The 25,694-nt window shown below is 67.4% G+C and carries 24 protein-coding genes and 2 pseudogenes; 10 read left to right on the top strand and 16 right to left on the bottom strand.

Annotated features, from left to right (window positions below; genetic code table 11):
- The first annotated feature begins 39 nt into the window (after nucleotides 1-39).
- The 3 genes from CWS39_RS03115 to CWS39_RS03105 all read left to right on the top strand — a co-directional run bounded on the left by CWS39_RS03115 (nucleotide 40) and on the right by CWS39_RS03105 (nucleotide 3,516).
- Nucleotides 40-1,026 carry a MaoC family dehydratase gene (locus tag CWS39_RS03115; RefSeq protein WP_102141432.1) on the top strand — a complete coding sequence of 329 codons (987 nt, stop codon included), beginning with the start codon at nucleotides 40-42 and terminating at the stop codon, nucleotides 1,024-1,026.
- A gap of 94 nt (nucleotides 1,027-1,120) precedes the next feature.
- Nucleotides 1,121-2,218 carry a CoA transferase gene (locus CWS39_RS03110; protein ID WP_102141475.1) on the top strand — a complete coding sequence of 366 codons (1,098 nt, stop codon included), beginning with the start codon at nucleotides 1,121-1,123 and terminating at the stop codon, nucleotides 2,216-2,218.
- Entirely contained in the window at nucleotides 2,212-3,516 is a 1,305-nt protein-coding gene (locus CWS39_RS03105) for an amidohydrolase family protein (RefSeq protein ID WP_102141431.1), read from the top strand. The genes CWS39_RS03110 and CWS39_RS03105 overlap by 7 nt, the downstream gene beginning before the upstream one ends.
- 30 nt (nucleotides 3,517-3,546) lie before the next feature.
- Here CWS39_RS03105 and CWS39_RS03100 read toward each other — a convergent pair whose 3' ends face one another.
- From CWS39_RS03100 to CWS39_RS03055, 10 genes and pseudogenes are all read right to left on the bottom strand, one after another.
- Nucleotides 3,547-4,314: a GntR family transcriptional regulator gene (locus CWS39_RS03100; RefSeq protein ID WP_102141430.1), complete on the bottom strand. Its 768-nt coding sequence runs from the start codon at nucleotides 4,312-4,314 to the stop codon at nucleotides 3,547-3,549.
- 52 nt (nucleotides 4,315-4,366) lie between these two features.
- Nucleotides 4,367-5,146 carry a 3-oxoacyl-ACP reductase FabG gene (gene fabG / locus CWS39_RS03095; RefSeq protein WP_102141429.1) on the bottom strand — a complete coding sequence of 260 codons (780 nt, stop codon included), beginning with the start codon at nucleotides 5,144-5,146 and terminating at the stop codon, nucleotides 4,367-4,369.
- Between the two features lie 14 nt (nucleotides 5,147-5,160).
- Entirely contained in the window at nucleotides 5,161-6,174 is a 1,014-nt protein-coding gene (locus CWS39_RS03090) for a phosphotransferase enzyme family protein (protein ID WP_102141428.1), read from the bottom strand.
- Nucleotides 6,174-6,821 carry a microcompartment protein gene (locus CWS39_RS03085; RefSeq protein WP_102141427.1) on the bottom strand — a complete coding sequence of 216 codons (648 nt, stop codon included), beginning with the start codon at nucleotides 6,819-6,821 and terminating at the stop codon, nucleotides 6,174-6,176. The genes CWS39_RS03090 and CWS39_RS03085 overlap by 1 nt, the downstream gene beginning before the upstream one ends.
- Before the next feature lie 8 nt (nucleotides 6,822-6,829).
- Entirely contained in the window at nucleotides 6,830-7,111 is a 282-nt protein-coding gene (locus CWS39_RS03080; RefSeq protein ID WP_102141426.1) for a BMC domain-containing protein, read from the bottom strand.
- A gap of 10 nt (nucleotides 7,112-7,121) precedes the next feature.
- Entirely contained in the window at nucleotides 7,122-7,391 is a 270-nt protein-coding gene (locus tag CWS39_RS03075; RefSeq protein WP_102141425.1) for a EutN/CcmL family microcompartment protein, read from the bottom strand.
- On the bottom strand, nucleotides 7,388-7,852 hold the full coding sequence (locus CWS39_RS03070; RefSeq protein ID WP_102141424.1) for a hypothetical protein: 465 nt from the start codon (nucleotides 7,850-7,852) through the stop codon (nucleotides 7,388-7,390). Before CWS39_RS03070 ends, CWS39_RS03075 begins: the two co-directional genes overlap by 4 nt.
- Nucleotides 7,849-8,448: a BMC domain-containing protein gene (locus CWS39_RS03065; protein ID WP_102141423.1), complete on the bottom strand. Its 600-nt coding sequence runs from the start codon at nucleotides 8,446-8,448 to the stop codon at nucleotides 7,849-7,851. The genes CWS39_RS03070 and CWS39_RS03065 overlap by 4 nt, the downstream gene beginning before the upstream one ends.
- Before the next feature lie 4 nt (nucleotides 8,449-8,452).
- Nucleotides 8,453-9,996, bottom strand: a pseudogene (locus CWS39_RS03060) (aldehyde dehydrogenase family protein).
- On the bottom strand, nucleotides 9,993-11,273 hold the full coding sequence (locus tag CWS39_RS03055) for a class-III pyridoxal-phosphate-dependent aminotransferase (protein ID WP_102141422.1): 1,281 nt from the start codon (nucleotides 11,271-11,273) through the stop codon (nucleotides 9,993-9,995). Before CWS39_RS03055 ends, CWS39_RS03060 begins: the two are co-directional and overlap by 4 nt.
- A gap of 182 nt (nucleotides 11,274-11,455) precedes the next feature.
- Between CWS39_RS03055 and CWS39_RS03050 the strand changes: the two are divergent.
- A pseudogene (locus CWS39_RS03050) lies at nucleotides 11,456-12,992 on the top strand (APC family permease).
- A gap of 45 nt (nucleotides 12,993-13,037) precedes the next feature.
- On the opposite strand, the gene CWS39_RS03045 reads toward CWS39_RS03050, so the two are convergent.
- Genes CWS39_RS03045 through CWS39_RS03035 form a run of 3 tightly spaced genes read right to left on the bottom strand, consistent with a single transcriptional unit; the run spans nucleotide 13,038 to nucleotide 15,164 of the window.
- Nucleotides 13,038-13,946 carry an alpha/beta hydrolase gene (locus tag CWS39_RS03045; RefSeq protein ID WP_102141421.1) on the bottom strand — a complete coding sequence of 303 codons (909 nt, stop codon included), beginning with the start codon at nucleotides 13,944-13,946 and terminating at the stop codon, nucleotides 13,038-13,040.
- Nucleotides 13,947-13,956: 10 nt separating this feature from the next.
- The gene (locus CWS39_RS03040; protein ID WP_102141420.1) at nucleotides 13,957-14,655 is read right to left on the bottom strand and encodes a GntR family transcriptional regulator; all 699 of its coding nucleotides are present in this window, start codon (nucleotides 14,653-14,655) and stop codon (nucleotides 13,957-13,959) included.
- Nucleotides 14,652-15,164, bottom strand: a complete 513-nt coding sequence (locus CWS39_RS03035; RefSeq protein WP_102141419.1) for an HD domain-containing protein — start codon at nucleotides 15,162-15,164, stop codon at nucleotides 14,652-14,654. The genes CWS39_RS03040 and CWS39_RS03035 overlap by 4 nt, the downstream gene beginning before the upstream one ends.
- Before the next feature lie 109 nt (nucleotides 15,165-15,273).
- Between CWS39_RS03035 and CWS39_RS03030 the strand changes: the two genes are divergently transcribed.
- The gene (locus CWS39_RS03030; RefSeq protein ID WP_199177934.1) at nucleotides 15,274-16,389 is read left to right on the top strand and encodes a TIGR03364 family FAD-dependent oxidoreductase; all 1,116 of its coding nucleotides are present in this window, start codon (nucleotides 15,274-15,276) and stop codon (nucleotides 16,387-16,389) included.
- Nucleotides 16,390-16,402: 13 nt separating this feature from the next.
- On the top strand, nucleotides 16,403-17,077 hold the full coding sequence (locus tag CWS39_RS03025; protein WP_102141418.1) for a phosphonatase-like hydrolase: 675 nt from the start codon (nucleotides 16,403-16,405) through the stop codon (nucleotides 17,075-17,077).
- On the opposite strand, the gene CWS39_RS03020 is transcribed toward CWS39_RS03025, so the two are convergent.
- Nucleotides 17,078-19,246, bottom strand: coding sequence for an acyl-CoA dehydrogenase family protein (locus CWS39_RS03020; RefSeq protein WP_102141417.1), 2,169 nt, complete (start codon nucleotides 19,244-19,246; stop codon nucleotides 17,078-17,080).
- 158 nt (nucleotides 19,247-19,404) lie between these two features.
- Here CWS39_RS03020 and CWS39_RS03015 point away from each other — a divergent pair, with 158 nt between their 5' ends.
- The 4 genes from CWS39_RS03015 to CWS39_RS03000 all read left to right on the top strand — a co-directional run bounded on the left by CWS39_RS03015 (nucleotide 19,405) and on the right by CWS39_RS03000 (nucleotide 22,790).
- Nucleotides 19,405-20,628, top strand: coding sequence for an alpha/beta hydrolase (locus CWS39_RS03015; RefSeq protein ID WP_102141416.1), 1,224 nt, complete (start codon nucleotides 19,405-19,407; stop codon nucleotides 20,626-20,628).
- Between the two features lie 24 nt (nucleotides 20,629-20,652).
- A complete protein-coding gene (locus CWS39_RS03010; protein ID WP_102141415.1) occupies nucleotides 20,653-22,071 on the top strand; it encodes a WS/DGAT/MGAT family O-acyltransferase in 1,419 nt (472 codons plus the stop codon).
- A gap of 69 nt (nucleotides 22,072-22,140) precedes the next feature.
- Nucleotides 22,141-22,374 carry a type II toxin-antitoxin system Phd/YefM family antitoxin gene (locus tag CWS39_RS03005; protein ID WP_102141414.1) on the top strand — a complete coding sequence of 78 codons (234 nt, stop codon included), beginning with the start codon at nucleotides 22,141-22,143 and terminating at the stop codon, nucleotides 22,372-22,374.
- Nucleotides 22,356-22,790 carry a type II toxin-antitoxin system VapC family toxin gene (locus tag CWS39_RS03000; RefSeq protein ID WP_102141413.1) on the top strand — a complete coding sequence of 145 codons (435 nt, stop codon included), beginning with the start codon at nucleotides 22,356-22,358 and terminating at the stop codon, nucleotides 22,788-22,790. Before CWS39_RS03005 ends, CWS39_RS03000 begins: the two co-directional genes overlap by 19 nt.
- A 16-nt stretch (nucleotides 22,791-22,806) precedes the next feature.
- Here CWS39_RS03000 and CWS39_RS02995 read toward each other — a convergent pair whose 3' ends face one another.
- Together CWS39_RS02995 and fadD12 are read right to left on the bottom strand one after the other, a co-directional pair.
- On the bottom strand, nucleotides 22,807-24,069 hold the full coding sequence (locus CWS39_RS02995; protein ID WP_102141412.1) for an alpha/beta hydrolase: 1,263 nt from the start codon (nucleotides 24,067-24,069) through the stop codon (nucleotides 22,807-22,809).
- Nucleotides 24,062-25,693, bottom strand: coding sequence for an acyl-CoA ligase FadD12 (gene fadD12, locus CWS39_RS02990; RefSeq protein ID WP_102141411.1), 1,632 nt, complete (start codon nucleotides 25,691-25,693; stop codon nucleotides 24,062-24,064). The genes CWS39_RS02995 and fadD12 overlap by 8 nt, the downstream gene beginning before the upstream one ends.
- Nucleotide 25,694: the final 1 nt, after the last annotated feature.

Raw genomic sequence — 25,694 nt, 5'->3', positions numbered from 1 at the left:
ATTGACACACGGTCTGACGTGGTGACAACATGACCCGCTGTGACTTTGTACGGCCATATTCAGGGTGGTCCCTACTTCGACGACCTGCACGTCGGCCAGGTCTTCGACACCGCGCCGTCGATGACGTTGACGCCCGGCGCGGCCGCCGTGCACCAGTCGATCATCGGGGACCGGCTGCGGCTGGCGCTGGACGCCGAGCTGGCGAGGGCCGTCACCGGGTCGACGGCGCCAGTGGCCCACCCGGCGCTGGTCTGCGACGTCGCGATCGGGCAGTCGACGTTGGTCACCCAGCGCGTGAAGGCCAATCTGTTCTATCGCGGGCTGGTTTTTCACCGGTTTCCGGTCATCGGGGATACGTTGTTCACCCGCACGGAAGTCGTTGGGCTGCGCCAGAACTCGGCGAAGCTAGGCCGGGCGCCGACAGGATTGGCGGCGCTGAGGATGACGACGGTCGACGACGTCGGCCGGTTGGTGCTGGATTTCTACCGCTGCGCAATGCTGCCGCTCTCCGACGGCGCCGGCGACACCGGCCATGCCGACGATCTGTCGCAAATCGGTGCGGACGTTGCCAACCCCGACCCGACGGCCGACTGGGATGCTGAGGCGTTTCGGGCCAAGGTGCCCGGCGCGCACTTCGATTCCGGCCTCGCCGGTGCGGTGTTGTACAGCACCGCCGACGTGGTCAGCAGTGCGCCCGAGCTTGCCCGGTTGACATTGAATATCGCTGCGACACATCATGATTCGCGTGTCGGTGGCCAGCGCTTGGTGTACGGCGGGCACACCATCGGCTTGGCATTGGCGCAGGCCACTCGACTGCTGCCCAACCTCGTCACCGTGCTGGGCTGGCAGTCCTGCGACCACACCGGGCCGGTGCACGAGGGTGACACCCTCTACAGCGAACTGCACGTCGAAAGCGCGATACCGCTGCCGGATGGCCGCGGCGGAGTGCTGAAACTGCGGTCACTGGTCTACGCGGTCCCGGATCGCCAGGTGTTGGACTGGAGATTCACCGCCCTGCAATTCTGATGCCGAGCAGACGCAGACTCGCATTCGGCGGCCCAGATCTGTGCGACTCTGCGTCTGCTCGCGGGGCTGAGTTGTGGCCGAGGACAATGAACGGATGACCTCGTTGGCCATTTCGAAGGCGGTGCGCTCGCACGCCCAGCGGGTGGCCGACGAGTTCCATGACCGCACCTCAGTGCCCGTCGACGCCGCGGAGATCCTGACCGGCCGCGCGGCGCTGCTCGGCCTGACGCAGAATGGCCGGATCTCGGCGGGCGGTGCGACGCGGCTGATGCCGAGCCGCGACGGCTGGTGCGCGCTGACGTTGTCGCGGCCCGACGACATCGCCGCGGTACCCGCGTTGCTGGAATCCGACGCCGTCGACGACCTGTGGCCCGCCGTGCAGGAGTGGGTGGCCACCCATGACGCCTCGACCGTCACCGGGCGGGCCCGTCTGCTGGGCCTGCCGGTCGCGGAGCTTGGTGAAACCCTCGCGGACGCACCGCGAGTGCAACCGCTTGGCCGATGCGCGTCACGCCCGTTGTCTGATCTGCTGGTCGCGGACCTGTCATCGATGTGGGCGGGGCCGCTGTGCGGGCAGCTGATGGCGCGGGCAGGCGCCACCGTCGTCAAGGTCGAAAGTCCCTCCCGCCCCGACGGCACCCGCGACGGATCGCCGACTTTCTTCGACTGGATGAACAGCGGAAAACTCTCGTACGCAGTTGATTTCGGCAGCCCAGCCCTAAAAGAGCTGCTCGCCGCAGCTGATGTGGTCATTGAAGCCTCGCGACCGGCAGCGCTTGCTCGTCGCAGGTTGGGCCCGACGGACATCACGCCGCGCGAGGGTCGCGTGTGGTTGCGCATCACGGGACATGGCGCCGACGGTGAGCGCGCCGGCTGGGTCGCATTCGGAGACGACGCCGCAGTGGCAGGCGGGCTGGTGGGAGCGGGTCCGGTGTTCTGCGGCGACGCGATCGCCGACCCGTTGACCGGGTTGCACGCCGCGCTCGCCGTGGCCGAGTCCATAGCACGAGGCGGTGGCGAGCTCATCGAAATGTCCTTGGCCGCCGTCGCCGCAACCTACGCCGCACTACCTGCCGACCAAAACCACTGCGTCCCAACGGCACCCGCGCCGTCACCTCCTGCACCACGTCTAGGGGCCGACAATGCCGTCGTCGAACGCTTGGTGGCCGAACGACTCGTGGCGTCATGCTGATTCGACGCGGCACCTTGCTCGATGGCTCCGTGGTGGACATCCGGCTCGAAGAGCGGATTACCGAAGTGGGCCGAGAATTGTCGCCGCATTCGCACGAAGAGGTGTACGACGCCGCGCTCGGCACCGTCATCCCGGGCCTGCATGACCATCATGTCCACCTGTATTCCGCTGCCGCAGCACTGGAATCGGTGCGGGTGGGCCCCGCCGAGGTGACCGGTCGCGACGATCTGGCCCGGGTGCTGGCCGGTGCGGAGGTGGGTAGCGACGGCTGGATCCGCGCGGTCGGCTATCACGAAGCCGTCGCCGGGCCGCTGGATCGCACTGTGCTGGATGAGGTGTCACCGCCGGTGCCCGTACGTGTCCAGCATCGCAGCGGCATCCTGTGGACGCTGAATTCTGTGGGACTGGCGCAAGTCGGTCTGGCTGATCACCCCGACGGTCGGCTGCGCAGCGCGGACCGGAGCTGGTCGAACACGCTGCAGCGTCGCGCCACCAGCCTCGACCGCCTGAGCCGTCGGCTCTGTGAGTACGGGGTCACCGGCATCACCGATGCCACACCGGATCTCGAGGTCGCCGACATGGTGCGACTGGTCGAGGCGCATCGGCACGGCGACCTGCGCCAGCAGGTGTACTTCCTGGCGCCGGGCAAGCGGATCCTGCACGACGACGCCCTCGATCTCGATGAGCTCACGGCTTGGATCGCCGAGCGTCACGATGCAGGCGGCCCGGTTGCGCTGCACTGCGTCACGGCCGCGCAGCTCGTCGTCACCATAGCCGCACTGCGGGCAGCCGGCGGACATCCGCAGGACCGCATCGAACACGCCGCCGTCGTCCCCGATGACGCCATCGCCGAGCTCGTCGACGTCGGAGTCACAGTGGTGACCCAGCCGAATTTCGTTGCGGAGCGTGGCGATCAGTACCTGACCGACGTGCCGGCCGCCGACCAACCGCACCTGTGGCGACTCGCGTCGCTGTTGAAAGCCCAAGTGCCCGTGGCGCTCTCGACCGACATGCCGTTCGGCGACGGCGACCCGTGGGCAGCGATGCGTGCCGCCGTCCACCGCCAGACCCCGACCGGCGCGGTGCTCAACGCCGACGAATGTGTCTCCCCGCGAACGGCATTGACGTTGTTCTTCGGCGCCCCGACTCGACCCGCCCGTCCCCGTACCATCGCCGAGAACCAGCCGGGCGATCTGTGTGTGCTGGCCATGCCACCGGCCGATGCGCTGGCGGAGCTTGATGCGGGCATGGTGGCGGCGACGATCGTCGGCGGCGAGGTCGTTTACCAGCGAAGCTGACACGGGCGCTCGCGGTGCAGGGGATTAGAACTAGACAGCTTGGCGCTGCAGCGTGACCGACGCAGTGTTGGCGTCCGGATGCGCCGTGATCCCGCGGCCCTGCGCAGTGACCGCGAGCGCGGTGCGATCGCCGCGGAACAGATCGCGGGAGAACTCATACGGTGTGCCGTCCTGGTCATAGGTCACACGGGTGATGAGCAACAGCGCCGCCTTGGGTTTGATGCCCAGCAGGGAGGCTTCGTTGGTGGTGGCGTTGACGGCTTCGATCCGCTCGTCGGCCTTACCGGTGACGAGGCCGTATCGGGTTTCCAGGATTTCGTACAGCGAACCGCCCAATTGCTGCTCGAGCAGACCAGGAAACATATCGGCGGGAAATTGGGCATTCTCCAGCGAGATGGGTGATCCGTCGGCCAGCCGGACGCGGTGAATCTCCACGACGAAATCATCGGCACCCAGCCGCAGTGCGTGCTGGGTGACGCTATCGGGCGTGGTGATCTTCGTCGACAGCACGCGGGTGCCGGCGACGTAGCCCTGATTGGCGAGGAACGCCGGCACGCCGACGACGTCGGACAGATTGCGCTCGACCTGACCGTGGCTGATGAAGATGCCGCCCGACCTGCCGATGACCCGGTGCACCAGCCCCGCCTCTTCCAATGCCGCCAGCACCTGGCGCAGGCTGGAGCGGCTGGTGCCGTAGCGCTCGGCGAGGTCACGTTCGCTGCCTAGCTTCGCGCCGGGCGCGCCGGCATTGACCTCGGCGACGATCCGGCGCCGCAACTCCTCGCTCTGAGTAGCCACCCCGCCCCTCCCGGTCAAGATTTGGTCATACCAATTCTAGCGGGAGCCCCGATCACAGCTCGGCGATGGCTAGATGCGACTCGGGAAGAATCTGGCCGCCGTCCACCACAAGTGACTGGCCGGTGATGTACGCCGCTTCGTCTGTGGCGAAGAACAGTGCTGCATTGCCGATGTCGGCCACGGTGCCAAGCCGCCGGGCGGGTATTGCGGCCGCCATTTGATCCAGGTATTCCTGGCCCAAATCGTTGAGGCCTTCGGTGATGACGTTGCCCGGCAGCACCGCGTTGATGGTGATGTTCTTGGGCGCCAACTCCATTGCTGCGGTCCGGAGGAACCCGAGCTGGGCGGCCTTACTCGCTCCGTAATGCGACCAGCCGGGGTAGCCGGTGATCGGTCCCGTGATCGACGAGGTGACGATGACGCGGCCGTGTCCGCTCGCCGTCAGCGCCGCCAGCGCCGCCTGCACGATGAACACCGTGCCCTTGAAGTTCACTGCCAGCACCTGCTCGATGTCCTCGGGTGTGAGCTCTTCGAGCCGCCCAGACGGGAAGATGCCGGCGTTCGCGCAGACGATGTCCAGGCCGCCGTGCCGCTCGACCGCGGCATCGATGACACACCGACAATCTTGCGGGCTGGTCACGTCGGCGCACAGTCCGCTCACCTGGCCGGGTGCGTCGGCCAAGTCTGCGACGGTCTTGTCGAGGTCGGTTTGGTTGCGCGCGGTGATCAGCACGTCGACGCCGGCGGCGGCGAAGGTCTGGGCGATACCGCGGCCGATACCCTTGCTGCCGCCTGTGACGACAGCGGAGCGGCCGGTGAGAGAAGTGAACATGTGCGGTCCTTCGGTCAGGCCAGCCGGTGGCCGTTGGAGGAGAGATAGCGCTCGGCTAGCCTGCAGCTGCCTTCGGCATAGGTGATCGCCTTGGTCGCCGATTCCTTGGAGTGGCTATGAGTTCCCATCCAGGCCAACAACATCAATCGACGCAGCAGCACGAACGACGGCAGCATGTCTTCGTCCTCGGCGGGTAGTTCACGTCGGCTGCGATAGCCGCTGACCCAGGACTCCTGCCACTCGGGAAGCGCCGGGTCGTCTTCGATGAACGACACCGCAGTGCCGAAATCGTAGAAGTACCAACCGAATCCGCAGTCGTCGAAGTCGATGACGGTGATTCTCGAGTCAGCCGCGGCCCCATCGACGAGCAGGTTGGCCAGCCGCAGGTCGGCGTGGATGAGGCCGAACTTGTCGGGTGCGGTGCCGTAGCTCTTTAGCCGGTGGCACAGCAGATCCTGCGCCCGCTGTAACACGTCATGTTCGGCCGTGCCGACGCCTTGGGCGTCCTGCCAGCGCCCCCACCTTGGGGTATCGCCCAGACAGTGCTCCCAGTCCCAGGCGAACCGGCTGAATCCCGAAGGCCGGCGCCAGTTCTGCGAATGCTCGTGCAGCGCAGCGGTAATCCGGCCGAGGGTTTCAAAATCGGCCAGGGTCAACGCGCCTTCGTCGGGTTCGACACCGGCCACCATGTTGAAATGCACGACGTACCGCAACGTTCCATCGACATTCACGGTGACCACGCGGCGCCCGTCGCGCGTCGGCAACACCGTCGGTACCGTGACGTCACTGCCGGAACTCAGCGCTTCCAGCCAGTCCAGTTCGGATTCGATCTGGTGCCGATGGTGGTAGTTCTGCCGGTGCACCCGCAGGATCGATCGGGCGCCGGTGCCGGCGTCTTCGACCGCGTAGGTCGCGTTCTCCGACAGGTTCAGCAGTCGCAGCGACGAATTGGGCGCCAGGTCATAGGCCGCCAGCGCGGCCTGGGCGACATGGATGTCGTCGGCAATCACGCCGTTGTGATTGGCCATCAGTGATCACGTCCTTCGATACCGGCCAGCACCTCGGTGATGCGGTCCCTGGCCGCGGTGACGTCCTTGGCATCACCGCCGATGTAGAGCCGCCCGGCGGCGCCGATCATCTGCACGTCCACCACGGTAAGGCCGGGTGCGGCGCGCTCTGCCTCGTTGGCCGCCACCGCCGCGAACAGCGCCGGTGTCATCTCGTAAACCAACAGAGACTGTCCGGGCAGGATCATCGAGGCCTGCCGGTTGCGGTTGAGGATCACCGCGTGCTGATCGGTGATGCCTTCGATGATGTCGTGGTAGAGCACACGGGGCCGCAGCTGGTCGGCAGCCGTGTTGCCGGTGCCGGCCAGAATCGCTTCGCCCGCCCGCCGGACGTCCGCCAGGTCGGCCGAGTGGATCTCCAGCACGCCGAATTGCCGTTCCACGTAGAGGATTCCGGGTTGGATACCGGGTACCTCTCGCAGCGCGAGGTCGATGACCCGCTCGATCGCCAACGCCGGGGATACCTCGACGATCAGCGCGTGCTCACCCTCGTACGGCGGATAGCCACGCGCCCTGGTCGGGGTGCCCAGGTAGGCGGCGAACTGGCGCTGCAAGTCCTCCACGAGCAGGTAGACGCGGATGTCAGTGCGCGTGTCGGTCGCGGTCATGGCACTTACTACTTGGCGGCGACCGCGAAGTGCCCGCCGAGTTCGCTGTGCGGGCGCGGAATGACGTGGACGCTGACCAGCTCGCCGACCTGCGCGGCGGATTCGGCGCCGGCCTCGGTGGCCGCCTTCACGGCGCCGACCTCACCGGTGACCACCACCGCGACCAGGCCATCGCCGACCTGCTGACGGTCGGTGATGGTGACGTTGGCGGCTTTGACCATCGCGTCGGCGGCTGCCAAGGCAGCGACGAAGCCCTTGGTCTCGATCAAGCCAATTGCATTGCTGGACATGGTGTTCTCCTTATTTCTTGCGCGGCGCCGAGCCGCTGGGGTTGGTGTCGATGGACCCGATGATGAGTGCGTCGACGGGTGGCGGCGTGCCGGTGAACCAGTTCGCCGCAACCGAGCCCTGGGCGACGAGGACATGTTCACCCAAGCCGCTGCCGAGCACGTCGAACGCGATCAGGCGGGTGCCGGAGCTGTCCACCTCGACTTCGAGGAAGGCGCCGGCGGGCAGTCCATCGATGCGGCGGGTCGACCACACATTGCCGGTGACTTTGGCGGTAATCACTTGCGCTCCTTCTGAATCGAGATCCCCAGCGCGCGGGCCTTCTCCCGGGCCAGCGGAGTGAGCACAGCCCTGCGGCCGAGCACGAGGCTGCCGCCGTCGGTCGCAATGTCGGCGATGTGGCGTTCGGTGACCACACCGCTGTCGACGCGGTGGCTGCCGTTGGCTCCTGACGCGCCGGCCAACCGGAATCTCAGCCGGCCGGTGCGTAAATCCGTTCGTGTCTTGGGGTTTTCGAACAGCTTCAGCAGTCTGCGGACGAATCCGTCGAGGTCGGCGTCGCTGGCGATGCGCACGGTGTCGGTACGGGTCTTCTCGTCGGCGGCCAGCGGTCCGGTGGGCGCGGGTGTCGGCGGCGCGGGTGCGGCCGTCGGTGCCGATGGTGTGGGAGGTGGCGTCACCCCGGACACCGCCTCCCGCACCACTTCGCGTACCAGTGAACGCAATTCGGCCCGGTCGATCATGCCGTACCCAGCGCTTCCTCGGCGGCCGCGGCGGCCTGGCGGACGTCGGCCTCGGTGCCGGACAGGTAGACCCGGCCGGTGGCGCCAATCATCCGGAAGTCGACGACCTTGACGTCGGCGGCCTTCTCCGCTTCGTTGGTGGCCAGGATGGCGTAGGACGCGGGCGCCACCTCCAGCACGAACAGCGACTCGCCACTCAGCACCATGGACCCGATCTTGTTGCGGTTGATTAGGAATGCGTGCTGGTGGTCGACGCTGGAGATGATCTTGGACGCAAGGATTGTCGGCTGTACCGCGGCATCTGCTTCTTGGCCGAGTTCTTCGAGCGCGGCGTCGGCGGCGGCCTTGACCGCGCCGGTCTCGCCATGGAACTCCAGATAGCCGAACTGCCGCTCGACGACCAGGACACCGGCCTTGACCTCGGCGTGCTTGAGCGCAACGTCGGTGATGCCCTCGATATCGAGTCCGGGCGCAACCTCGATGATCTGGGCGGCCATATTCGCCCGCGGCAGAGCGCCTTTGATCCAGGTGCCCAGATACGACATGGTCTGCGGCTGCAGCCGGTCGATGAAAATGAAGGAACGCAGTTCGGCCACGGATCTACCTCCTGATCAGTTGTGCGAGTTCTTCGACGACCAGCTGCCGCAGTTCGGCGCGCAGCGCGTCAAGGCCAGGGTCGGTGCGGTGGCCGTTCGTGTGATAGGTGGGCGGGGGGGGGGGGCACCGATGTCGTCGTTGGACGCGCGTGGGTATGCGGGCACCGGCCCGGCCGAGGAGTGCCACGGTGTGATGCCGGCGAAGTCGCCCATCGCCACGGCCGGGTCGCTGTTGTAGGCGATGCGCGCCCAGTTCACCAGGTGCTGCGGCTGCAAATTCTCGCCGATGGAACTGCGTCCGACGAAGCCGGTGCCGATGGTCATCGACGGTGCCAGGTTGGTTTCCAGACCCGAGCTGCCGGTGCTGTTGCCGACGTTGACCGACACCCTGAGCACCGGCACTTGTGCGGCAAAATCGGTTATCACCGCCGGGTTTTCGCTGTGAATCGCCGCAGAGTGTCCGGCACCGCCGATGCGCACTACTGCCCGAGCGGCTCGAATACCGCGGTCGGCGTCGGGCACCGTCGTCATGCCGATGACCGGAGACAGTTTCTCGTGGGCCAACATCTCCTCGGCCACCACGTGTTCGAACGGCGCGACCAGTACCCGCGTCTTCGGGGTAACGCGCAGCCCGGCCTGGCCTGCGATCCAGGCGGCGTCACGGCCGACGACCTCGGTGTTGAGGTGCCCGTCGCGGAACATGTACTCCCGCAGCCGGCGTGCGGCGGCGTCGTCGAGGATGTGCGCGCCGGACCTGGTGAGCGCGGCACGCAACTTCTCGGCGATGGAATCCTCTGCGATCAGCACGGATTCGTTGGTGCACAGCACCGAGTTGTCGAACGCCTTGCTGTCGACGATGCGGCGTGCGGCGGCGTTCACGTCGGCGCTGGCGTCGACGAACACCGGGACGTTGCCCGGACCGACGCCGAGCGCGGGATTGCCTGACGAATACGCGGCGCGCACCACGCCGGTGCCGCCAGTGGCGACGATGACGTCGGTGCGTTCGTCGGCCATCAACGCCTCGACCAGGGAAATGGCCGGTTCGTCGATCACCTGCACGATGCCGTCGGGTGCGCCGGCGCCCACTGCGGCTTCGGCGAGTACCCGGGCAGCGTCGGCCGAGCACTGTTTGGCCCGTGGATGCGGCGCGACGACGACGGCGTTGCGGGTCATCAGTGCCAGGATCACCTTGAAGTACACCGTCGCAACGGGATTCGTGGTCGGTGTCAGCGCCAGCACCACGCCGGCGGGGCGGGGGATCTCGACGATCTTGCGTGCGCTGTCGATACGCGGGGATACGTAGTCCTCGCCGTTGTAGTACTCGACGATGCCGCGCGAGCAGGCGCGATTCTTGACCACCTTGTCGGCCGCCACGCCCATGCCGGTCTCGGCGACTGCAGCGGTGGCGAAGCGTTCGGCTTCGGCATAGCCGGCCTCGGCGACCGCCGCGGTAATGGCGGCGACCGCCGCCTGGTCGTAATCGGCGTAGGCGGCCGCGGCCCACCGGGCACGCTCGAGCAGGTGGCCGGCCTGCGCGATGGTGGTCATGATCGTCTCCGTCCGGTCGCGGCCGCCCGTGCCCGGCCCACCGCGACGTCGAGGCGGTCCAGCACGTCCTCGCACAACTCACGCGAGAGAAGCAGGCCCGGTTTGAACTGCAGCACACGGGGATCCAACGTCGAGAAGATCGCCCACACCCCGTTCTCGTAGAGTTCGCGCATCACGAACTTGGCGCCTTCCGGGTGGTCGAATTCCAGTCCGATCACCACACCGTTCTGGCGGATGCCGACGAACCAGTCCGGATAGTCGCTTTGGATGCGACGCAGCCCGGCGCCGAACAGGTCGGCGATGTAGTGCACCATCGACCGCACCTCGGGCCGGCTGGTGATCTCGAGCGTCTTGATCGCGGCCACACAGCCAAGTTCCGCGCCGCCGAACGTCGAGATGTGGGCGAACCCGTCCTGGTCGAGCCATTGGGCGGCGCGGTCGCCGAGCAGTGCGGCGGTGATCGGGTACATGCCGCCGGACAAGCCCTTACCGGTGACCATGATGTCGGGCTCGATGCCGTGCTTGGTGATGCCCCACATCTCGCCGGTGCGCATCAGCCCGGTCTGCACCTCGTCGGCGATGTACAGCGCGCCGAACCGTTCGGTGAGGCTCTTGACGGCCTCCAGGTAACCCGGTGGGGGAAGCGGGAATCCGTACGTCGCCGGGATGGTCTCCATGATGACCGCGGCGACGTCGTTACCGGACAGCGCCTGCTCCATCGCTTCGATGTCGCCGAACGGCACGTGGCTGAACTCGTCGGGCCGGTCGGCGAGGAAGAGTTTGGCGAACCGGTCGTCGCCGGTGGCCACGGCCAGGCCGGTGTGGCCGTGGTAGGCCTTGACGATCGAGACGATCTTGCGCCGCTGGGTGGCATGCCGGGCGCTCTTGAGCGCGATGTCGATGGCTTCACCGCCGCCGGACCCGAAGGCCACCTTCTTCAGCGATGCCGGCGCCGATTCGATCAGCCGCTGCGCCAGCGCGGTGCGCGCCACCGACGGAAAGTGGTGATTGCCGACGTCGAAGTGCGCCATACCCTCCGAAATCGCCTGCATCACTTCGGGATTGCGGTGGCCCAGGTTGTAGGTGCCGCCGTTGAGATGCATGTCGATCAGGCGCCGGCCGCCCATATCCCACAGGAAGTAGCCCTCTCGGCGGTCGATGACCAGGTCGACGCCGGAGTCGGTCCAGAACTGGGTCTTGTCCGGGTTCCAGAACGTCTTCGCCCGGTCCAACACCTCGGTCTTGGATTCGAACGAGAACGTGCCGTAGTCGTACATGCGGCTCCTTGCTAGGCCGTCGGCCTGTGACGCCACTCACCGTAAAAGGTGAGACCTATTTCTGTCAATGGTCTGATCTTGCGTCTTGCCAAGACGAATTGGTACTGCCAATATACGTAGGTCCGAGCTGTGGTCTGGGCCACATCGGATCCCCTTAAACAGCCTGGAAGGTACGCCAGTAGATGACCGATCAAGTCGTAGCTCAGGAAAAAGTCCCAGCTCAAGACGTTCAACGGCTGAAACGCAACGCCGTTGGCACCGTCGGCGTGATCTTCATGGCGGTGGCCACTGCGGCGCCCATCACCGCAATGGTTGGCAACGTGCCGATCGCAGTCGGGTTCGGAAATGGTTCACATGCGCCGGCGGGGTACATCGTCGCCACGGTGGTGCTGGCGCTGTTCGCGCTCGGATACGCCACCATGGCCAAGCACATCACCTCGACCGGTGCCTTCTACGGGTACATCTCCCACGGCCTGGGCCGCATCGTCGGCATGGCCAGCGGCGCGCTGATCACGATGGCGTATGTGGTGTTCGAGCCGGCGTTGATCGGCATCTTCTCGTTCTTCACCCAGAACATGTTGAAAGCGCAGCTGGGCATCGACGTGCATTGGATCGTGCCGGCGGTGATCATGTTGGCGCTCAACGCGATTCTCACCTACTTCGACGTCAACCTGACCGCCAAGGTGCTGGGTGTCTTCCTGGTAACCGAGATCGTCATGTTGTCCCTCGGTGCGGTTGCCGTGCTCCTGCACGGCGGCGGACCGGACGGCTTCGCGGTGAGCGAAACGCTCAACCCGCTGGGCGCGTTCTCACCGGCGGCCGGGGTCGCTGGTGCCAGCGCGGGGCTCGGGCTGTTCTTTGCGTTCTGGTCATGGGTCGGGTTCGAATCGACCGCCATGTACGGCGAAGAGTCGCGGGACCCGAAGCGGATCATTCCGCGGGCCACCATGCTCAGCGTCATCGGCGTCGGCGTGTTCTATGTGTTCGTGTCATGGATGGCCATCGCCGGCACCGGCCCGGCGCGGTCCATCGAACTCGCCTCGGATTCGGCCACTGCATCGGAGATCTTCTTCGGGCCGGTGCAGCATTACTTCGGCGGCTGGGCGATCAGCCTGTTCAACATCCTGCTCGTCACCGGATCGTTCGCCTGCGGCATGGCGTTTCACAACTGCGCATCGCGCTATATCTATGCGCTGGGTCGCGAGGGCCTCTCACAGACGCTGCAAAAGACCATCGGCGCCACACATCCCACCCACGGTTCGCCGCACATCGCGTCGTTCGTGCAAACAGGTATCGCCGCGGTCATCATCGCGCTGTTCCTCGTTGCCGGGATGGATCCGTACACACACATGTACACGCTGCTGGCCATACTGGGCACCATGGCGATCCTGATCGTGCAGGCGTTGTGCGCGTTCTCGGTGGTCAGTTACTTTCACGTGCGCAAGAACCATCCGGTGTCCAAGCATTTGGTTCCGCACCCTCTTCGCGCCACTGCTGGGCGGCATCGGCATGCTGTATGTGGTGTATCTGCTGTGGCAGCACAAGGACGCCGCCGCGGGCGCCGCATCCGGCACGCTGCTGTTCAAGCTCACGCCGTGGATCGTGGTGGGGCTGTTCGTCGCCGGCGCGGCGATGGCCACCTACTTCAAGCTACGCGATCCGCGTCGCTATGAACTGATCGGCCGGATCGTGTACGAGGACAACGTCGTTCGCGACTAGCACCCCGCCGCGAGCGACCGGTTTTGTAGTGGATGGCCGGCGTGTCTATGTACAAACGCGGTCGTTCGCGGTGAAGGCGTCGCGCAGCCAGGCGCATTGGCTGTCGACGAAGGCCCGCGACACCTCGGCCTTGGCGACGATCTGGTCGAAGCCGTGGAACGCGCCCGAAACCACCTCGACCTGGCACGGCACCCCGGCGGCCTTCAGCCGCTCGGCGTACTCCAGATCCTCGTCGTGGAACAAGTCCAGCGTGCCGACGCCGATCCACGCGGGCGGCAGGCCGGCCAGATCCTCGCGGCGGGCCGGGACCGCGACGGCGGGGTCGGCGTTGCCGAGGTAGGCCGACCAGCCGAACTGATTGCTGGTGTGCGTCCAGAGCCGGTGCCCGGCGTGGTCGAGCTCCCGGCCCACCGCCCGGTCGTCGAGCATCGGGTAGACCAGCAGCTGCGCGGCCACCGGGACCTCACCGCGGTCGCGGGCCAGCAGCGCCAACGCCGCGGCCAGCCCGCCACCGGCACTGGCCCCGCCGATCGCCAGCCGGGCCGGATCCACCGCCGGCAGCTTCGCCAGCCACTTCAACGCCGAATAGCAGTCCTCCAGCCCCGCGGGGTAGGGATGCTGCGGCGCCAGCCGGTACTCCACCGACGCCACCGTCGCGCCGAGCTCGTCCGCGAAACGCCGACACAGGCGATCGTCCTGGGCGGCAGTGCCGATGACGTAGCCGCCGCCGTGGATCCACAGCAGCCCCGGCCCACGGCCGTCGGCCCCCGACGGTCGATACAGCCGCACGCCCACGCCGTTCGTCAGCGTCAGCACCTCAACGCCTTTGGGCAGGCGTCGGCCCTGCAGCCTGGTCAGCCGCTGAAACACCGGCAGGGTCCACGGGGTGACCAGCCGGCGGGGGATGAACCGGGCGCTGCGGGCCAGTTCGGGATGGAAGTCAACTGACGACATCCGACCAGTATTACGTCAGCCGGGCTTCGAATGCGATGCGGTCGCCGCGGTAGAGCGCGCGCACCACCTCGATCGGCTGGTCGTCATCATCCAGGGTGCGACGGTTGAGCAGCAGCATCGGCATCGCCGTCGTCGACTCGAGCAGCGCGGCCTCGCGCGGCGACGGCAGCACCGTCTCGATGCGCTCCACCGCCGATCCGAACCGCACACCGTCCGCGCGCATCGCGGCGTACAGCGAGGTGGTCGGATCGAACGTAGCCCTCAGATGGCCGAATCGGTGCTTGGCCAGATACGTGCTCTCCAACCCGATGCGCCGACCGTCGGCCAGCAGTACGCGCTCCAGGTGCATGACCGGGGTGTCAGTCGAAACACCCAGTCCCGCAGCCAATTCCGCGGTGGCGTCGATGTCATCCCACGTCACCAGCAGCCGTCCCGGAGTGCGGCCCATGCTGAGCGCACCCTCGGTGTAGGACGCCAACGACAAAGGCTGCGCCAGCTTCGGCCGTGACACCACGGTGCCTCGGCCGCGCCGTTCGATGCGGCCCTCGACCAGCAGTTCGTGCAGCGCTTGGCGGACGGTTTCACGCGCCACGCCGAAGCGGACGGCCAGCTCACGCTCGGCGGGGACGGGATCGCCCTCCGCGACGTCGGCGAGGATCTCCTCCAAAGCGGTCCGGATGAGGTACGGCTTGGGCAGCGGTTTGGTCATCGCAGGACGCGTTCCGCGATGACGAGCACGTCCTCGACCGTCAATGCGGACGCGCCGGGAACCTTGGCGGCGTCGTCGTAGCGCCGCAGCCGCACCGCATCGGCCCACCACGGATGCGCCTCCAGCGCCGGGTCCACCGCGGCGCCGCCTTGCCGGCGCAGCGAGACGACGGAGACGTCGGACAGGCTTGCGGCGTAACCGGGATCAGTGGCGCAGAGGTAACGCTTGGCCGCGACGTGCGCGCCGGCCAGCCAGCCCACCCGGACACCGAATCGCGGGGTGAGCCAGTCCCGGGCGACGCGTTCGTGCGGGGACTCCCGACCTTCGCGCAACAGCGGGCTGTGCGCCACGTCGTGCAAGGCGGCCGCGAGCACGAGTTCGTCGTCCGCGCCGTCCTCGGTCGCGCGGGCCGCGGCCTGCAGGGCGTGGTCGAGCTCATCGACCGCGTCCTCATCCCACACACCGCGCAGCGAACCCAGCAGAGGTGCGAGTTCGGTGAGAACATGCATTGCGCAACAATAACCCAGTTTGGTCTATACCATTTCTTAACCTGTTGTTCCGCACCGCAATACCCCGCGGTCGAAGAGCGGTCGCGATGGCCGGGAAGGGTCACCGACCATGCGGGTGACGATCATCGGTGGCGGAATCCTCGGCACCGCGCACGCGCTCGAATCGGTTGCCCGCGGGCACCACGTCGTCCAGCTCGAACGCGAGCGCGAGGCCCGCGGCGCGACGGTCCGCAACTTCGGCCTGATCTGGGTGTCCGGCCGCTCCACCGCCGAACTCGAAGCCGCGCTACGGTCGCGCCAGCTCTGGGAGAAGCTCGGCGCCGACGTGCCGGGCATCGGCTTTCGGCCCGTCGGTTCGGTGACGCTGCTGCGCACCCCCGGCGAGGTCGCAGTGGCGCAGGAGGTGGTGGCGCGCGGCGATGCCGAGTACCGCGGTTTCCGGCTGCTCGAACCCGACGCGGTGCGCGCCGTTAATCCTGTGCTGCGGGGCACGTATCTGGCCGGCTTGCATTGCACGCTGGATGCCGCAGTGGAGTCGCGGCAGGCACTGCCGGCGTTGCGCGAGTTCATGGCGGCCGGCGGCCGGTACCGATTCGTCGCGGGTGCTGAGGCGCGCTCCGTGGACGGCCGAACCGTAGTCGACGACCGTGGCCGACGCTACGACGGCGACCTCGTGCTGGTGTGTGCGGGCGCGGCGCACAGCGGGCTGGTGCGCGAGCTCGCCGGTGACCTGCCGGTGCGCCGGGTGCGGTTGCAGATGATGCAGACGGCGCCGCTGGACGAACCGCTGACGACCGCGATCGCCGACGGTGACAGTTTCCGGTACTATCCGGGTTTCGCCGGCGCGGCGCTGGAAAGCCTGCGCCGCAATGAATCTCAGCACGTCGTTGCCGAGCAGCACCGTATGCAGCTGCTGTGTGTGCAGCGCCTGCACGGCGGCCTGACCATCGGCGACACCCACGAGTACGACGAGCCGTTCGATTTCGACGTCCGCGAGGAGCCGTACGCGTATCTGGTCGACGTCGTCGAGGAGTTCCTCGGCCGCGCGCTGCCGCCCGTCGTGCAGCGGTGGGCCGGGGTGTACAGCCAGTGCGTCGACCCCCATCAGCTGGTGTGCCGCACCTCGCCGGACGACGACGTCTGGGTGATCACCGGACCCGGCGGACGGGGGATGACGCTCGGCCCTGCGATCGCCGAACAGACAGCCGACTTCATCGGCCTCTGAGTAAGGAATTCTTATGGTACACAACCCTATTCAGCTCGCCGTCCTGGACATGGCGGGCACCACGGTCGTCGACGACGGGCTGGTGGTCGGCGCGTTCGACGCGGCCGCCGACGCCGTCGGCCTAAACGACCGCGAACATGCCCGCCAGTACGTTCTCGACACCATGGGCCAGTCGAAAATCGTCGTGTTCCGTGCGCTGTTGGGCACTGAAGAGCTCGCCCAGCGCGCCAACGCTGCGTTCGAGCGGGCCTACGCCGAACTCGTCGACAACGGCGCGGCGACGCCGATAGACGGTGCCGCCGAGGCGATTTCCCGCATCCGCGATGCCGGTATCCGCGTCGCCTTGACCACCGGCTTCAGTCGGTCCACCCAGGAGAAGCTGCTGGCGGCGTTGGGCTGGCAGTCGCTGGCCGACGTGGTGCTCGCCCCCGGCGACGGGGTGCGCGGCCGACCCTACCCCGACATGATTCTGGCCGCGCTGATGCGCGCGCAGGCCGACGGGGTGGCCAACGTCGCCGCGCTCGGCGACACCACCAGCGACATCGAAAGCGCGCGCCGCGCAGGCGTTTCCGTCGCCGCGGGGACGCTCACGGGCGCGCACGATGAGCAGCAGCTGCGCGCGGCCGGCGCGACGCACGTCGTCGCCTCGGTCACCGAGTTCGCCGACCTGATCCTGAACGGCAGGTGACTACTTCAGCAGCGGGTCGCGCGGCAGACCGAGAATCCGCTCGGCGATGGTGTTGCGGGTGATCTCCGACGTGCCGCCGGCGATCGTCATCGCCCGGTTGCCGAGGTAGGCCCGCATCAACTTCTTGTTCTGCCCGACGACGGCCGACGACCCGGCCAGCTCCATGCCCAACCCCGTCAGCCGTTGCGAGTTCTCGGCCAGCACCAGCTTGGTCACATTGCCCTCCGGGCCGGGACCCGAGCCGGCGATCGCCCGGCTCACCCGGCGCAGGTTCAGCAGCCGCAGCGTGTGTGCCTCGGCGATCACCGCACCGGCCTGCCGCACGTAGTGGGCCGCGGTGTCGGCGGGCGCACTGTCGAGCAGCTTCACCAGCTCGTCCACCGTGAACCCGGTGGGCGCCGACGATCCGCCGCCGATGCCGATCCGCTCGTTGCCCAGCGTGGCCCGCGCCACCAGCCAACCCTTGTTCACGTCGCCCACCACATCGGCGTCCGGGACGAACACGTCGTCGAAGAACACCTCGTTGAAATGCGCGTCGCCGGTGAGGCCGCGCAGCGGATTGATCGTCACGCCAGGCGCTTTCATGTCGATCGCCATCATCGTGACGCCCGCGTGCTTGGGCGCGTCGGGGTCGGTGCGCACCGTGGCCAGGCCCCACTGGCAGATCTGCGCGAGGCTGGTCCACACCTTCTGACCGGTGACCCGCCAGCCGCCGTCGACCTTCTTGGCCGACGTGCGCACCGCGGCCGCGTCCGAGCCGGCGCCCGGCTCCGAGAACAGCTGGCACCACATGATCTCGCCGCGCAGCACGGGTTCGACCCAGCGTTCGCGTTGCTCGTCGTTGCCGGCCTGCGCGATGGTCAGCGTGACCCAGCCGGTGATGCCCAAATCGGGGATCTCGACGTCGCGGAACTCTTCTTCGATGACCAACTGCTCGAGCACGTCGGCGCCGCGGCCCCACGGCTTTGGCCAGTGTGGCACAAGGTATCCGGAGTCGACGAGGAAGTCGCGTTGTTTGTCCGCGGGAAGGGATTTCAGCGTGGCGACGGCCTCACGGGCCTGCTTGCGGTATACCTCGGCCTCGGCAGGCAACGTGAACGACGCACCGTGCGCCTGCCCGCTGCGCTGGCCCTCGACCACGTCGAGCAACGGATCACCGCCGTCACCCACCACCGCGGCCAGCGTCCGCGCCCGCCGCAGATACAGGTGGGCGTCGTGCTCCCAGGTGAAGCCGATGCCGCCGTGCAGCTGAATGTTGGTCTCCGCGTTGAACACCTGCGCCCGGATCGCATGCGAGGCGGCCACCGCAGCGGCGAACCACACGCTGTCCAAGTCATCGGCGCGGGCCGCGTCCCAGGTGGCCGCCGTGGTCTGCTCGACGTCGACGAGCATGTTGGCGGCGTGGTGCTTGACTGCCTGGAACGTGCCAATGGTGCGGCCGAACTGTTCGCGGACCTTGGCATACTCGACCGCCATCTCCAGCGACGCCCACGCCACACCGGCCGCCTCGGCCGACGCCAGGATCCGGAACACGGTGCGGGCCCGGCGCGCTGCACCGCGCAGCACGCGCTCGGCGGGCACGGCCACCGCGCGCAGTGTCACCGTGCCGACGCTGCGGGTGGGGTCCAGCGACTCCAGGGCGGTGACGGTCACCCCGTCGGCGTTTGCGTCGAGGACGACGACGTCGTCGCCCGCCGCGATCACCAGCACGTCGGCGTCGGGAGCGCCCAGCACGGCGGGACTTTCGCCGCCGACGACACCGTCCCCGTCGACCGTCACGCTGCCCGACAATCCCAGCGCGGCCACGGTGCTGCCGTCGGCGAGGCCCGCAAGCAGTTGCGCCCGAACGGAATCCGGCGCGCAGCGATCGATCACCACCGCGGCCGCCACGGTGGGCAAGAACGGCCCGGGCGTCAGTTCGCGTCCCTGCACCTCCAGCACGACGGCCAACTCGGCCAGGCCGAAGCCCGACCCGCCGTGCTCTTCGGCGATCGCCAAGCCGTTCCAGCCGAGCTCCGCACCCGCCGACCAGATCTCGGCGGGATGGGCCGAACCGCCGTCGAGGGTCGCCCGCGCGGCGGCAAGGCTGTTCAGCCGCTGCAATTGCCCGATCGCCGCGTCGGCGAGATCTCGGTGTTCGTCGGTGATGGCTAGCGCTGACTTGCTCACGATGCACCCTCTTCGTTGACGGCTGTCAACCGAAGCTAACCGCTGACCTGGCCCGACGTACACCGTGATGCAGGTCACAGCGGAAGCCGACCGTGCAATCACCAGACAACCCGCGGATGGTGTCGTTTGACGGCCATGCCCCGGGGTATGGTCGCGAAATGACGGCACGACCGGAAACCCGGTACCCCGGACCGACAATGGCCACTCGCATGCGCTGGTTGCTGAAAGCGCGCCCGGCCGACTACCTCCTGGCGATGACTGTGGCGTCGGCGTCCATCCCGGTCATCGGAAAACAGCTGGAGCCACTGGGCGCCGCCACCGCGATGGGCGTGTGGGGCTACCGGCACATGCCGGACTTCCTCGCCGCGACCGCAAAGTCCTGGCTCACCCCCGGCATAGGGGAAATCCGCAGGCAGGAACGCGATAGGACGCACGCTGTCTCGGCGGCCGCCCTGCGTGGCATCGTGCCCGCCAAGGACCTCGAGGTGGACTGGCCCGCGCCCGAGCGCACGCCGCCGCTGTGGCGCACGATCGAGCATCGTCGCAGCATCTTCCGGACGTCGGTGCGCTACGGCAGCCACCCGTCGCAGTTGCTGGATGTGTGGCGGCGCAAGGATCTGCCCGCTGAGCCGGCGCCGGTGCTGCTGTTCGTTCCCGGCGGCGCCTGGGTGCACGGCAGCCGGATGCTGCAGGGCTATGCGCTGATGGCGCATCTGGTTGAGATGGGCTGGGTGTGCTTGTCGATAGACTATCGCGTGGCCCCGCACCACCGCTGGCCGCGCCACATCACCGACGTCAAGACCGCCATCGCGTGGGCACGCGCCAACGTCGACAAGTTCGGCGGCGACCGGCGCTTCGTCGCGGTGGCGGGCTGCTCGGCCGGCGGTCACCTGGCCGCGCTGGCCGGGCTCACCGCCGATGACCCCGAGTTCGAGGCCGAGCTGCCGGAGGGTTCCGACACGTCGGTGGACGCGGTGGTCGGCATCTACGGGCGCTACGACTGGGAGGACCGCTCGACGGTGGAGCGCGCGCGGTTCGTCGATTTCCTGGAACGAGTGGTGGTGGGCCGCAAGATCTCCCGTCATCCGGAGATCTTCCGTCAGGCCTCGCCGATCGCCCGTGTCCATCGCGATGCGCCGCCGTTCCTGGTCATCCACGGCACCGGTGACACGGTGATTCCGGTGGCGCAGGCCCGCAGCTTCGTCGAGCGGCTGCGGGAGGTATCGCGGTCGGTGGTCAGCTACGTCGAGCTGCCCGGTGCCGGGCATGCGTTCGACATGGTCGACGGCGCCCGCACCGGCTCGATGGCCACCGCAATCGGGTTGTTCCTCAACCAAATTCACCGAAACCGGACGCTTGCCGGGGCCAAAGAGGTTATATAGACGCCTCCACAGGGGAGGCGCACAGTGAAAAGGCTCAGCGGGTGGGACGCGTTTCTGCTCTACACGGAAACGCCCAACGTGCACATGCACACGCTGAAGATCGCGATCATCGAGTTGGCCGATCTCGGCGACCGCACGTTCGGCATCGACGAGTTTCGCGAGGTGCTGCACGGTCGGCTGTACAAACTCGACCCGTTCCGCTTTCAGCTCGTCGACATTCCGTTCAAGTTCCACCATCCGATGTGGCGGGAGAACTGCGAGGTCGACCTCGACTATCACGTGCGGCCGTGGCGGGTGAAAAGCCCCGGCGGCCGTCGGGAGCTGGACGAGGCGATCGGCGAGATCGCCAGCACACCGCTGGACCGCAGCCGCCCGTTGTGGGAGATGTACTTTGTCGAGGGCCTCGCAGGAGGGCGGATCGCCGTCGTCGGCAAGATCCACCACGCGCTGGCCGACGGGATCGCTTCGGCCAACCTGCTGGCCCGCGGCATGGATCTGCAGGAGAGTCCGCAGCGCGACCGCGACTCCTATGCGACGGACCCGGCGCCGTCGCGTGGTGAACTGGTGCGATCGGCATTCGTCGACCATCTGCGCCAGATCGGCCGGTTTCCCGGCGTGGTGCGCTACACCGCGCAGGGCGTGGGCCGGGTGCGACGTTCCAGCCGCAAGCTGAATCCGCAGCTGACGCGACCGTTCACGCCGCCGCCGAGCTTCATGAACCACGTGCTCACCCCGGAGCGCCGCTTCGCGACGGCCACACTGGCGCTGGCCGACGTCAAGGAGACCAGCAAGAAGCTGGGGGTGACGATCAACGATCTGGTGTTGGCGACGTCGTCGGGCGCATTGCGAAAGCTGTTGCTGCACTACGACGGAAAGGCAGATCACCCGCTACTGGCGTCGGTGCCGATGAGCTTCGATTTCTCACCGGACCGGATCTGGGGCAACCGGTTCAGCGGTGTGCTGGTGGCGCTTCCCGTCGACGTCGAGGACATCCTGGATCGGGTGCGCCGGGCGCAGGAGGCCGCCACGCTGGCCAAGGAGAGCCATCAGCTGATCGGCCCGGAGCTGATCGCCCGCTGGGCGGCGTACATGCCGCCGGCCCCGGTGGAGGCGCTGTTCCGCTGGCTGTCCAACAAGGACGGCCAGAACAAGGTGCTCAACCTGAACATCTCGAATGTGCCGGGGCCGCGGGAGCGCGGCAAGGTCGGTGGCGCGACGGTCACCGAGCTCTATTCGGTGGGGCCGTTGACGGCGGGCAGCGGGCTGAACATCACGGTGTGGAGTTACGTCGATCAGCTCAACATCTCGGTGCTGACCGACGGGGCGACGGTCGACGACCCCCACGAGGTCACCGACGCGATGCTGGAGGAATTCCGGGAGATCCGCTGCGCGGCAGGGCTTTCCGAGAAGCTGACGGTCGTCGAGACGGCGATGGCTCAGTAGGGCGCCTACCTGCACCAATTTTGACCATTCGGACTAGTCCGAATGGTCAATTCCGGGTACGCTGGCTGTATGAAGACGGTGACGAGTACAGAGGCCAAGGCGAAACTGAACGCCCTGTTGGCTGAAGTGGAGGGCACCGGCGTGTCGGTAACCATCACCAACCACGGCCGGCCGGTGGCTGTGTTGGCGCCTGTTCGCCACCGGCCGCGACGGTTCGGCCAGCTGCCGACGCTCGTCGTCCCAGACAACTTCGATGAACCGCTTCCCGACACAGAACTTGTTGCATGGGAAGGGAATTCGTGACGCCACGGCGGCCGACACCGACGCCGACCGCAATTCTGCTGGATACGAATGCGTTGTTGTGGTTGGTGTCTGCGCCCGGACGAGTCGCTGACGTCGCGCAGGAAATTTTGAGGGAGCCGACGACCGAACTGTTTGTCTCGGCAGCTTCGGCGTGGGAGATCGCAATCAAGACCCAGCTTGGGCGACTCGACGGTGAGCCATTCCTGTCGGCGTGGTCTGACGTCATCGGCGACATGACCGCTACCGAACTTCCGATCGACTCTGGCGACACGATCCTCGCCGGCCGACTTTCCTGGGATCACCGGGATCCCTTCGATCGTGTGATCGTGGCGCAAGCCGCGCGGCGCAATCTCACCATCGCAACCAGCGACAGCCGCATACAGCAGGCGGCCCTCACCCCGACGCTGAAAATCTAAGCCGCGAGCGGTTGTGTCACGCCTCAGTCGATTTAGCGTGCGTGAAGCCCACACTCGACGTGCGGGTGGCGTGTACCCACGACAAGAACCGCTCGATCGCCTCGGCGGTGTAATGCCCGCGCGGTGAGCCGAAGAAGTCGAACGCGTGCTGCGCGTGCGGGATCTCGGCGTAGGCCACCGGCGACTCGGACACCTCGCGCAACGCCTCGACGAATGCTCGGGCCTCGGGTACCGGGATGATCGAGTCGTCGACGCCGTGCAGCACGAAAAACGGTGGGGCATCGGGTGTTAGCTGTGTGATCGGCGACGCGTCCCGATACACCTGCGGGTGATCGGCGTAGCGCTTCTTGACGACGAGCCGCTGCAGGAATGCGATGAACTCGGGCCGGCCCGCGCCTTCGGTGCTGAACCAGTCGTAGCGGCCGTACACCGGCACCGCGGCCACCACCGACGTGTCGGCGTCTTCGAAGTCGGGTTGATACTGCCGGTCGTTTTGCGTCAGCGCGGCCAGCGCCGTCAGATGCCCGCCCGCCGAACCGCCTGTGATGCAGACGAAGTCGGGATCCCCGCCGTAGTCGGCGATGTTCTCCTTGATCCACGCCAGCGCCCGCTTGACATCGACGATGTGCGCGGGCCAACTGTGCCGGGGACTGACGCGGTAGCCGATGGACACGCACACCCAGCCGCGCTCGGCGAGATGACTCAGCAGCGGATACGCCTGCGGTCGGCGCATTCCGATCGCCCATGCCCCGCCGGGCACCTGCAGAAGCACCGGTGCGCGGCCGTCACGCGACAGGTCGTGGCGCCGCCAGATGTCGGCGGTGTTGGCCCGGTGCGGGCCGTAGCGCACGGTGTTGGCCTTCTCGACGTAGCGTCGCCGCGACCACGATGTGCCGATGACCCCGGCGCGCCGTCGCGCAGGTTGTGACGCCGCGGCCACCGGCGCGTAGTCCTCGCCGAGGCCGTCGCGCAGCGCAGATTCGAAGTACGGCTTGGACGCCACGTTGCGGCGATGGATGAGCATCAGCAGCGCCCAGGTAATGACATTGAATAGCAATGCGATTCGGCCCGGGCGACCGGCGAAATCACCCCGCCACCCGCGTCGTACCGCATCCAGCACCGACCCCGCCAGGTACAGTGGTGCCATCTCCGACGTGGGCCAACCGAACGCGAACGCCGGGATAGTGAGGTACCCCTGCCGGCCCAGCGGTCGTACGCCGTTGGCCGCGTTCACCAGTTCCACCGCCGCGCGCAGCAGTGGCCTGCGCTTTCTACCCATCCGCCAGGGCCTGCAACTCTTTCCGCGCGATCTTGCCGGTGCTGCTGCGCGGCAACTCGTCCAGGATCGTAATGCTGCGTGGGACTTTGTAATTCGCCAGGTTGTCCCGCACGTGCTGCTTCAGCGTGTCTTCGGTGGCCGACGCGCCGCCGGTGAGCACAACGAATGCGGCCAATCGCTGTCCGTACTGCTCGTCGTCTACCCCGAGGACGGCCGCCTCGGCGACGTCGGGATGCGCTGCGAGGATCTTCTCCACCTCGATGGGGTAGACATTCTCGCCGCCGGACACGATCATCTCGTCGTCGCGGCCCACCACGAACAGCCGGCCCTGCTGGTCGAGGTAGCCCATATCGCCGGAGGCCATGAACCCCTCGTGGAAATCCTTCGTCTGCCCCGACGTGTAGCCGTCGAACAAGGTGCCACTGCGGCAGTAGATCTGGCCCACCTCACCCGTGGCGACCTCGCGAAAATCCTTGTCCAGGATGCGAATCTCGGTGCCCGGCGCCGGCTTGCCCGCGGTGTCAGGCGCCGCGCGCAGATCCGCGGGCGTGGCGGAGGCGATCAGGCCGGCTTCGGTGGCGTTGTAGTTGTTGTAGATGACGTCGCCGAACCGGTCCATGAACTTGATGACGACGTCGGGCCGCATCCGCGAACCGGACGCGGCGGCGAACCGCAGCGACCGGCCGCTATAGCGAGCCAGCACCTCCTCCGGCAGATCCATGATCCGGTCGAACATCACCGGCACCACCGCCAGGCCGGTGGCGCGGTGGCGGTCGATGAGCGCCAGCGTCGCCTCGGGATCGAACTTGCGCCGGGTGACGATCGTGCATGCCATCGTCGCGGCGAAGATCAACTGCGAAAAGCCCCACGCGTGAAACATCGGCGCCGCGATCACTATCGGTTCCTCTGCCCGCCAAGGGGTCCGGTCGAGAATCGCCTTGAGCGCAGTCGGGTCACCGCCGCCCAGCTTGGCGCCCTTGGGTGTCCCGGTGGTGCCGGACGTCAGCAGGATCGTCCTGGCCTTCTCGCGGGCACGCTTGGGCTCTTCGCCGGTGTGCGCCTGGATCAGCTTCTCGACGGTCGGTGAATCACCCAGCGCCGCAGGGGTGTCGGTCCACCCGACGATGCGCGTCGCACCCGGAACCTCGGTCAGCGCGCGGTCGACGGTTTCGGTGAATTCCTCGTCGTAGACGACGGTGTCGACGCCTTCACGGGCGATCACTTCGGCCAGCGCGGGCCCGGCGAACGACGTGTTCAGCAGCAGCAGGTCCACGCCGATGCGATTCGCCGCCACCACCGCCTCGACGAAGCCGCGGTGGTTGCGGCACATCACGCCGATCGCCTTCGGGGTTCCTCCCGGAAGTGCCTGCAACGCCGCCGCGAACGCGTCGCAGCGCTGGTCGATCTCCCGCCACGTCAGGGTGCCAAGCTCGTCGATGAGCCCAGGCCGGTCCGGACACCGCTGCGCCGCGGTGGCGAAACCCGATGTGGCCGACATGTTTTCGCGTCGCATGGCCGCGGCGATGCGTAGGTATTTGTCCGGCCGCATCGGGGCGATCATGCGAGAGCGCCGCATGGAGTCGAGCAGGCCGAGCCCGTCGGTCAGTCGGTCCAGGGGTGCCATG

Origin of the sequence: Mycobacterium hubeiense (assembly GCF_002838065.1) — a bacterium.
GTDB lineage: Bacteria > Actinomycetota > Actinomycetes > Mycobacteriales > Mycobacteriaceae > Mycobacterium > Mycobacterium hubeiense.
The sequence above is the reverse complement of the archived record's forward strand: the minus strand, read 5'-3'. Positions and strand labels throughout refer to the sequence as shown.

What these genes read in the sequence shown, in the direction of transcription:
- CWS39_RS03110 (WP_102141475.1), top strand. Translation starts at nt 1,121, where the DNA reads ATGACCTCGTTGGCCATTTCGAAGGCGGTGCGCTCGCACGCCCAGCGG.
- CWS39_RS03105 (WP_102141431.1), top strand. Translation starts at nt 2,212, where the DNA reads ATGCTGATTCGACGCGGCACCTTGCTCGATGGCTCCGTGGTGGACATC.
- fabG (WP_102141429.1), bottom strand. Translation starts at nt 5,146, where the DNA reads ATGTTCACTTCTCTCACCGGCCGCTCCGCTGTCGTCACAGGCGGCAGC.
- CWS39_RS03090 (WP_102141428.1), bottom strand. Translation starts at nt 6,174, where the DNA reads ATGGCCAATCACAACGGCGTGATTGCCGACGACATCCATGTCGCCCAG.
- CWS39_RS03085 (WP_102141427.1), bottom strand. Translation starts at nt 6,821, where the DNA reads ATGACCGCGACCGACACGCGCACTGACATCCGCGTCTACCTGCTCGTG.
- CWS39_RS03080 (WP_102141426.1), bottom strand. Translation starts at nt 7,111, where the DNA reads ATGTCCAGCAATGCAATTGGCTTGATCGAGACCAAGGGCTTCGTCGCT.
- CWS39_RS03070 (WP_102141424.1), bottom strand. Translation starts at nt 7,852, where the DNA reads ATGATCGACCGGGCCGAATTGCGTTCACTGGTACGCGAAGTGGTGCGG.
- CWS39_RS03055 (WP_102141422.1), bottom strand. Translation starts at nt 11,273, where the DNA reads ATGTACGACTACGGCACGTTCTCGTTCGAATCCAAGACCGAGGTGTTG.
- CWS39_RS03045 (WP_102141421.1), bottom strand. Translation starts at nt 13,946, where the DNA reads ATGTCGTCAGTTGACTTCCATCCCGAACTGGCCCGCAGCGCCCGGTTC.
- CWS39_RS03040 (WP_102141420.1), bottom strand. Translation starts at nt 14,655, where the DNA reads ATGACCAAACCGCTGCCCAAGCCGTACCTCATCCGGACCGCTTTGGAG.
- CWS39_RS03035 (WP_102141419.1), bottom strand. Translation starts at nt 15,164, where the DNA reads ATGCATGTTCTCACCGAACTCGCACCTCTGCTGGGTTCGCTGCGCGGT.
- CWS39_RS03030 (WP_199177934.1), top strand. Translation starts at nt 15,274, where the DNA reads ATGCGGGTGACGATCATCGGTGGCGGAATCCTCGGCACCGCGCACGCG.
- CWS39_RS03025 (WP_102141418.1), top strand. Translation starts at nt 16,403, where the DNA reads ATGGTACACAACCCTATTCAGCTCGCCGTCCTGGACATGGCGGGCACC.
- CWS39_RS03015 (WP_102141416.1), top strand. Translation starts at nt 19,405, where the DNA reads ATGACGGCACGACCGGAAACCCGGTACCCCGGACCGACAATGGCCACT.
- CWS39_RS03005 (WP_102141414.1), top strand. Translation starts at nt 22,141, where the DNA reads ATGAAGACGGTGACGAGTACAGAGGCCAAGGCGAAACTGAACGCCCTG.
- CWS39_RS03000 (WP_102141413.1), top strand. Translation starts at nt 22,356, where the DNA reads ATGGGAAGGGAATTCGTGACGCCACGGCGGCCGACACCGACGCCGACC.
- CWS39_RS02995 (WP_102141412.1), bottom strand. Translation starts at nt 24,069, where the DNA reads ATGGGTAGAAAGCGCAGGCCACTGCTGCGCGCGGCGGTGGAACTGGTG.
- fadD12 (WP_102141411.1), bottom strand. Translation starts at nt 25,693, where the DNA reads ATGGCACCCCTGGACCGACTGACCGACGGGCTCGGCCTGCTCGACTCC.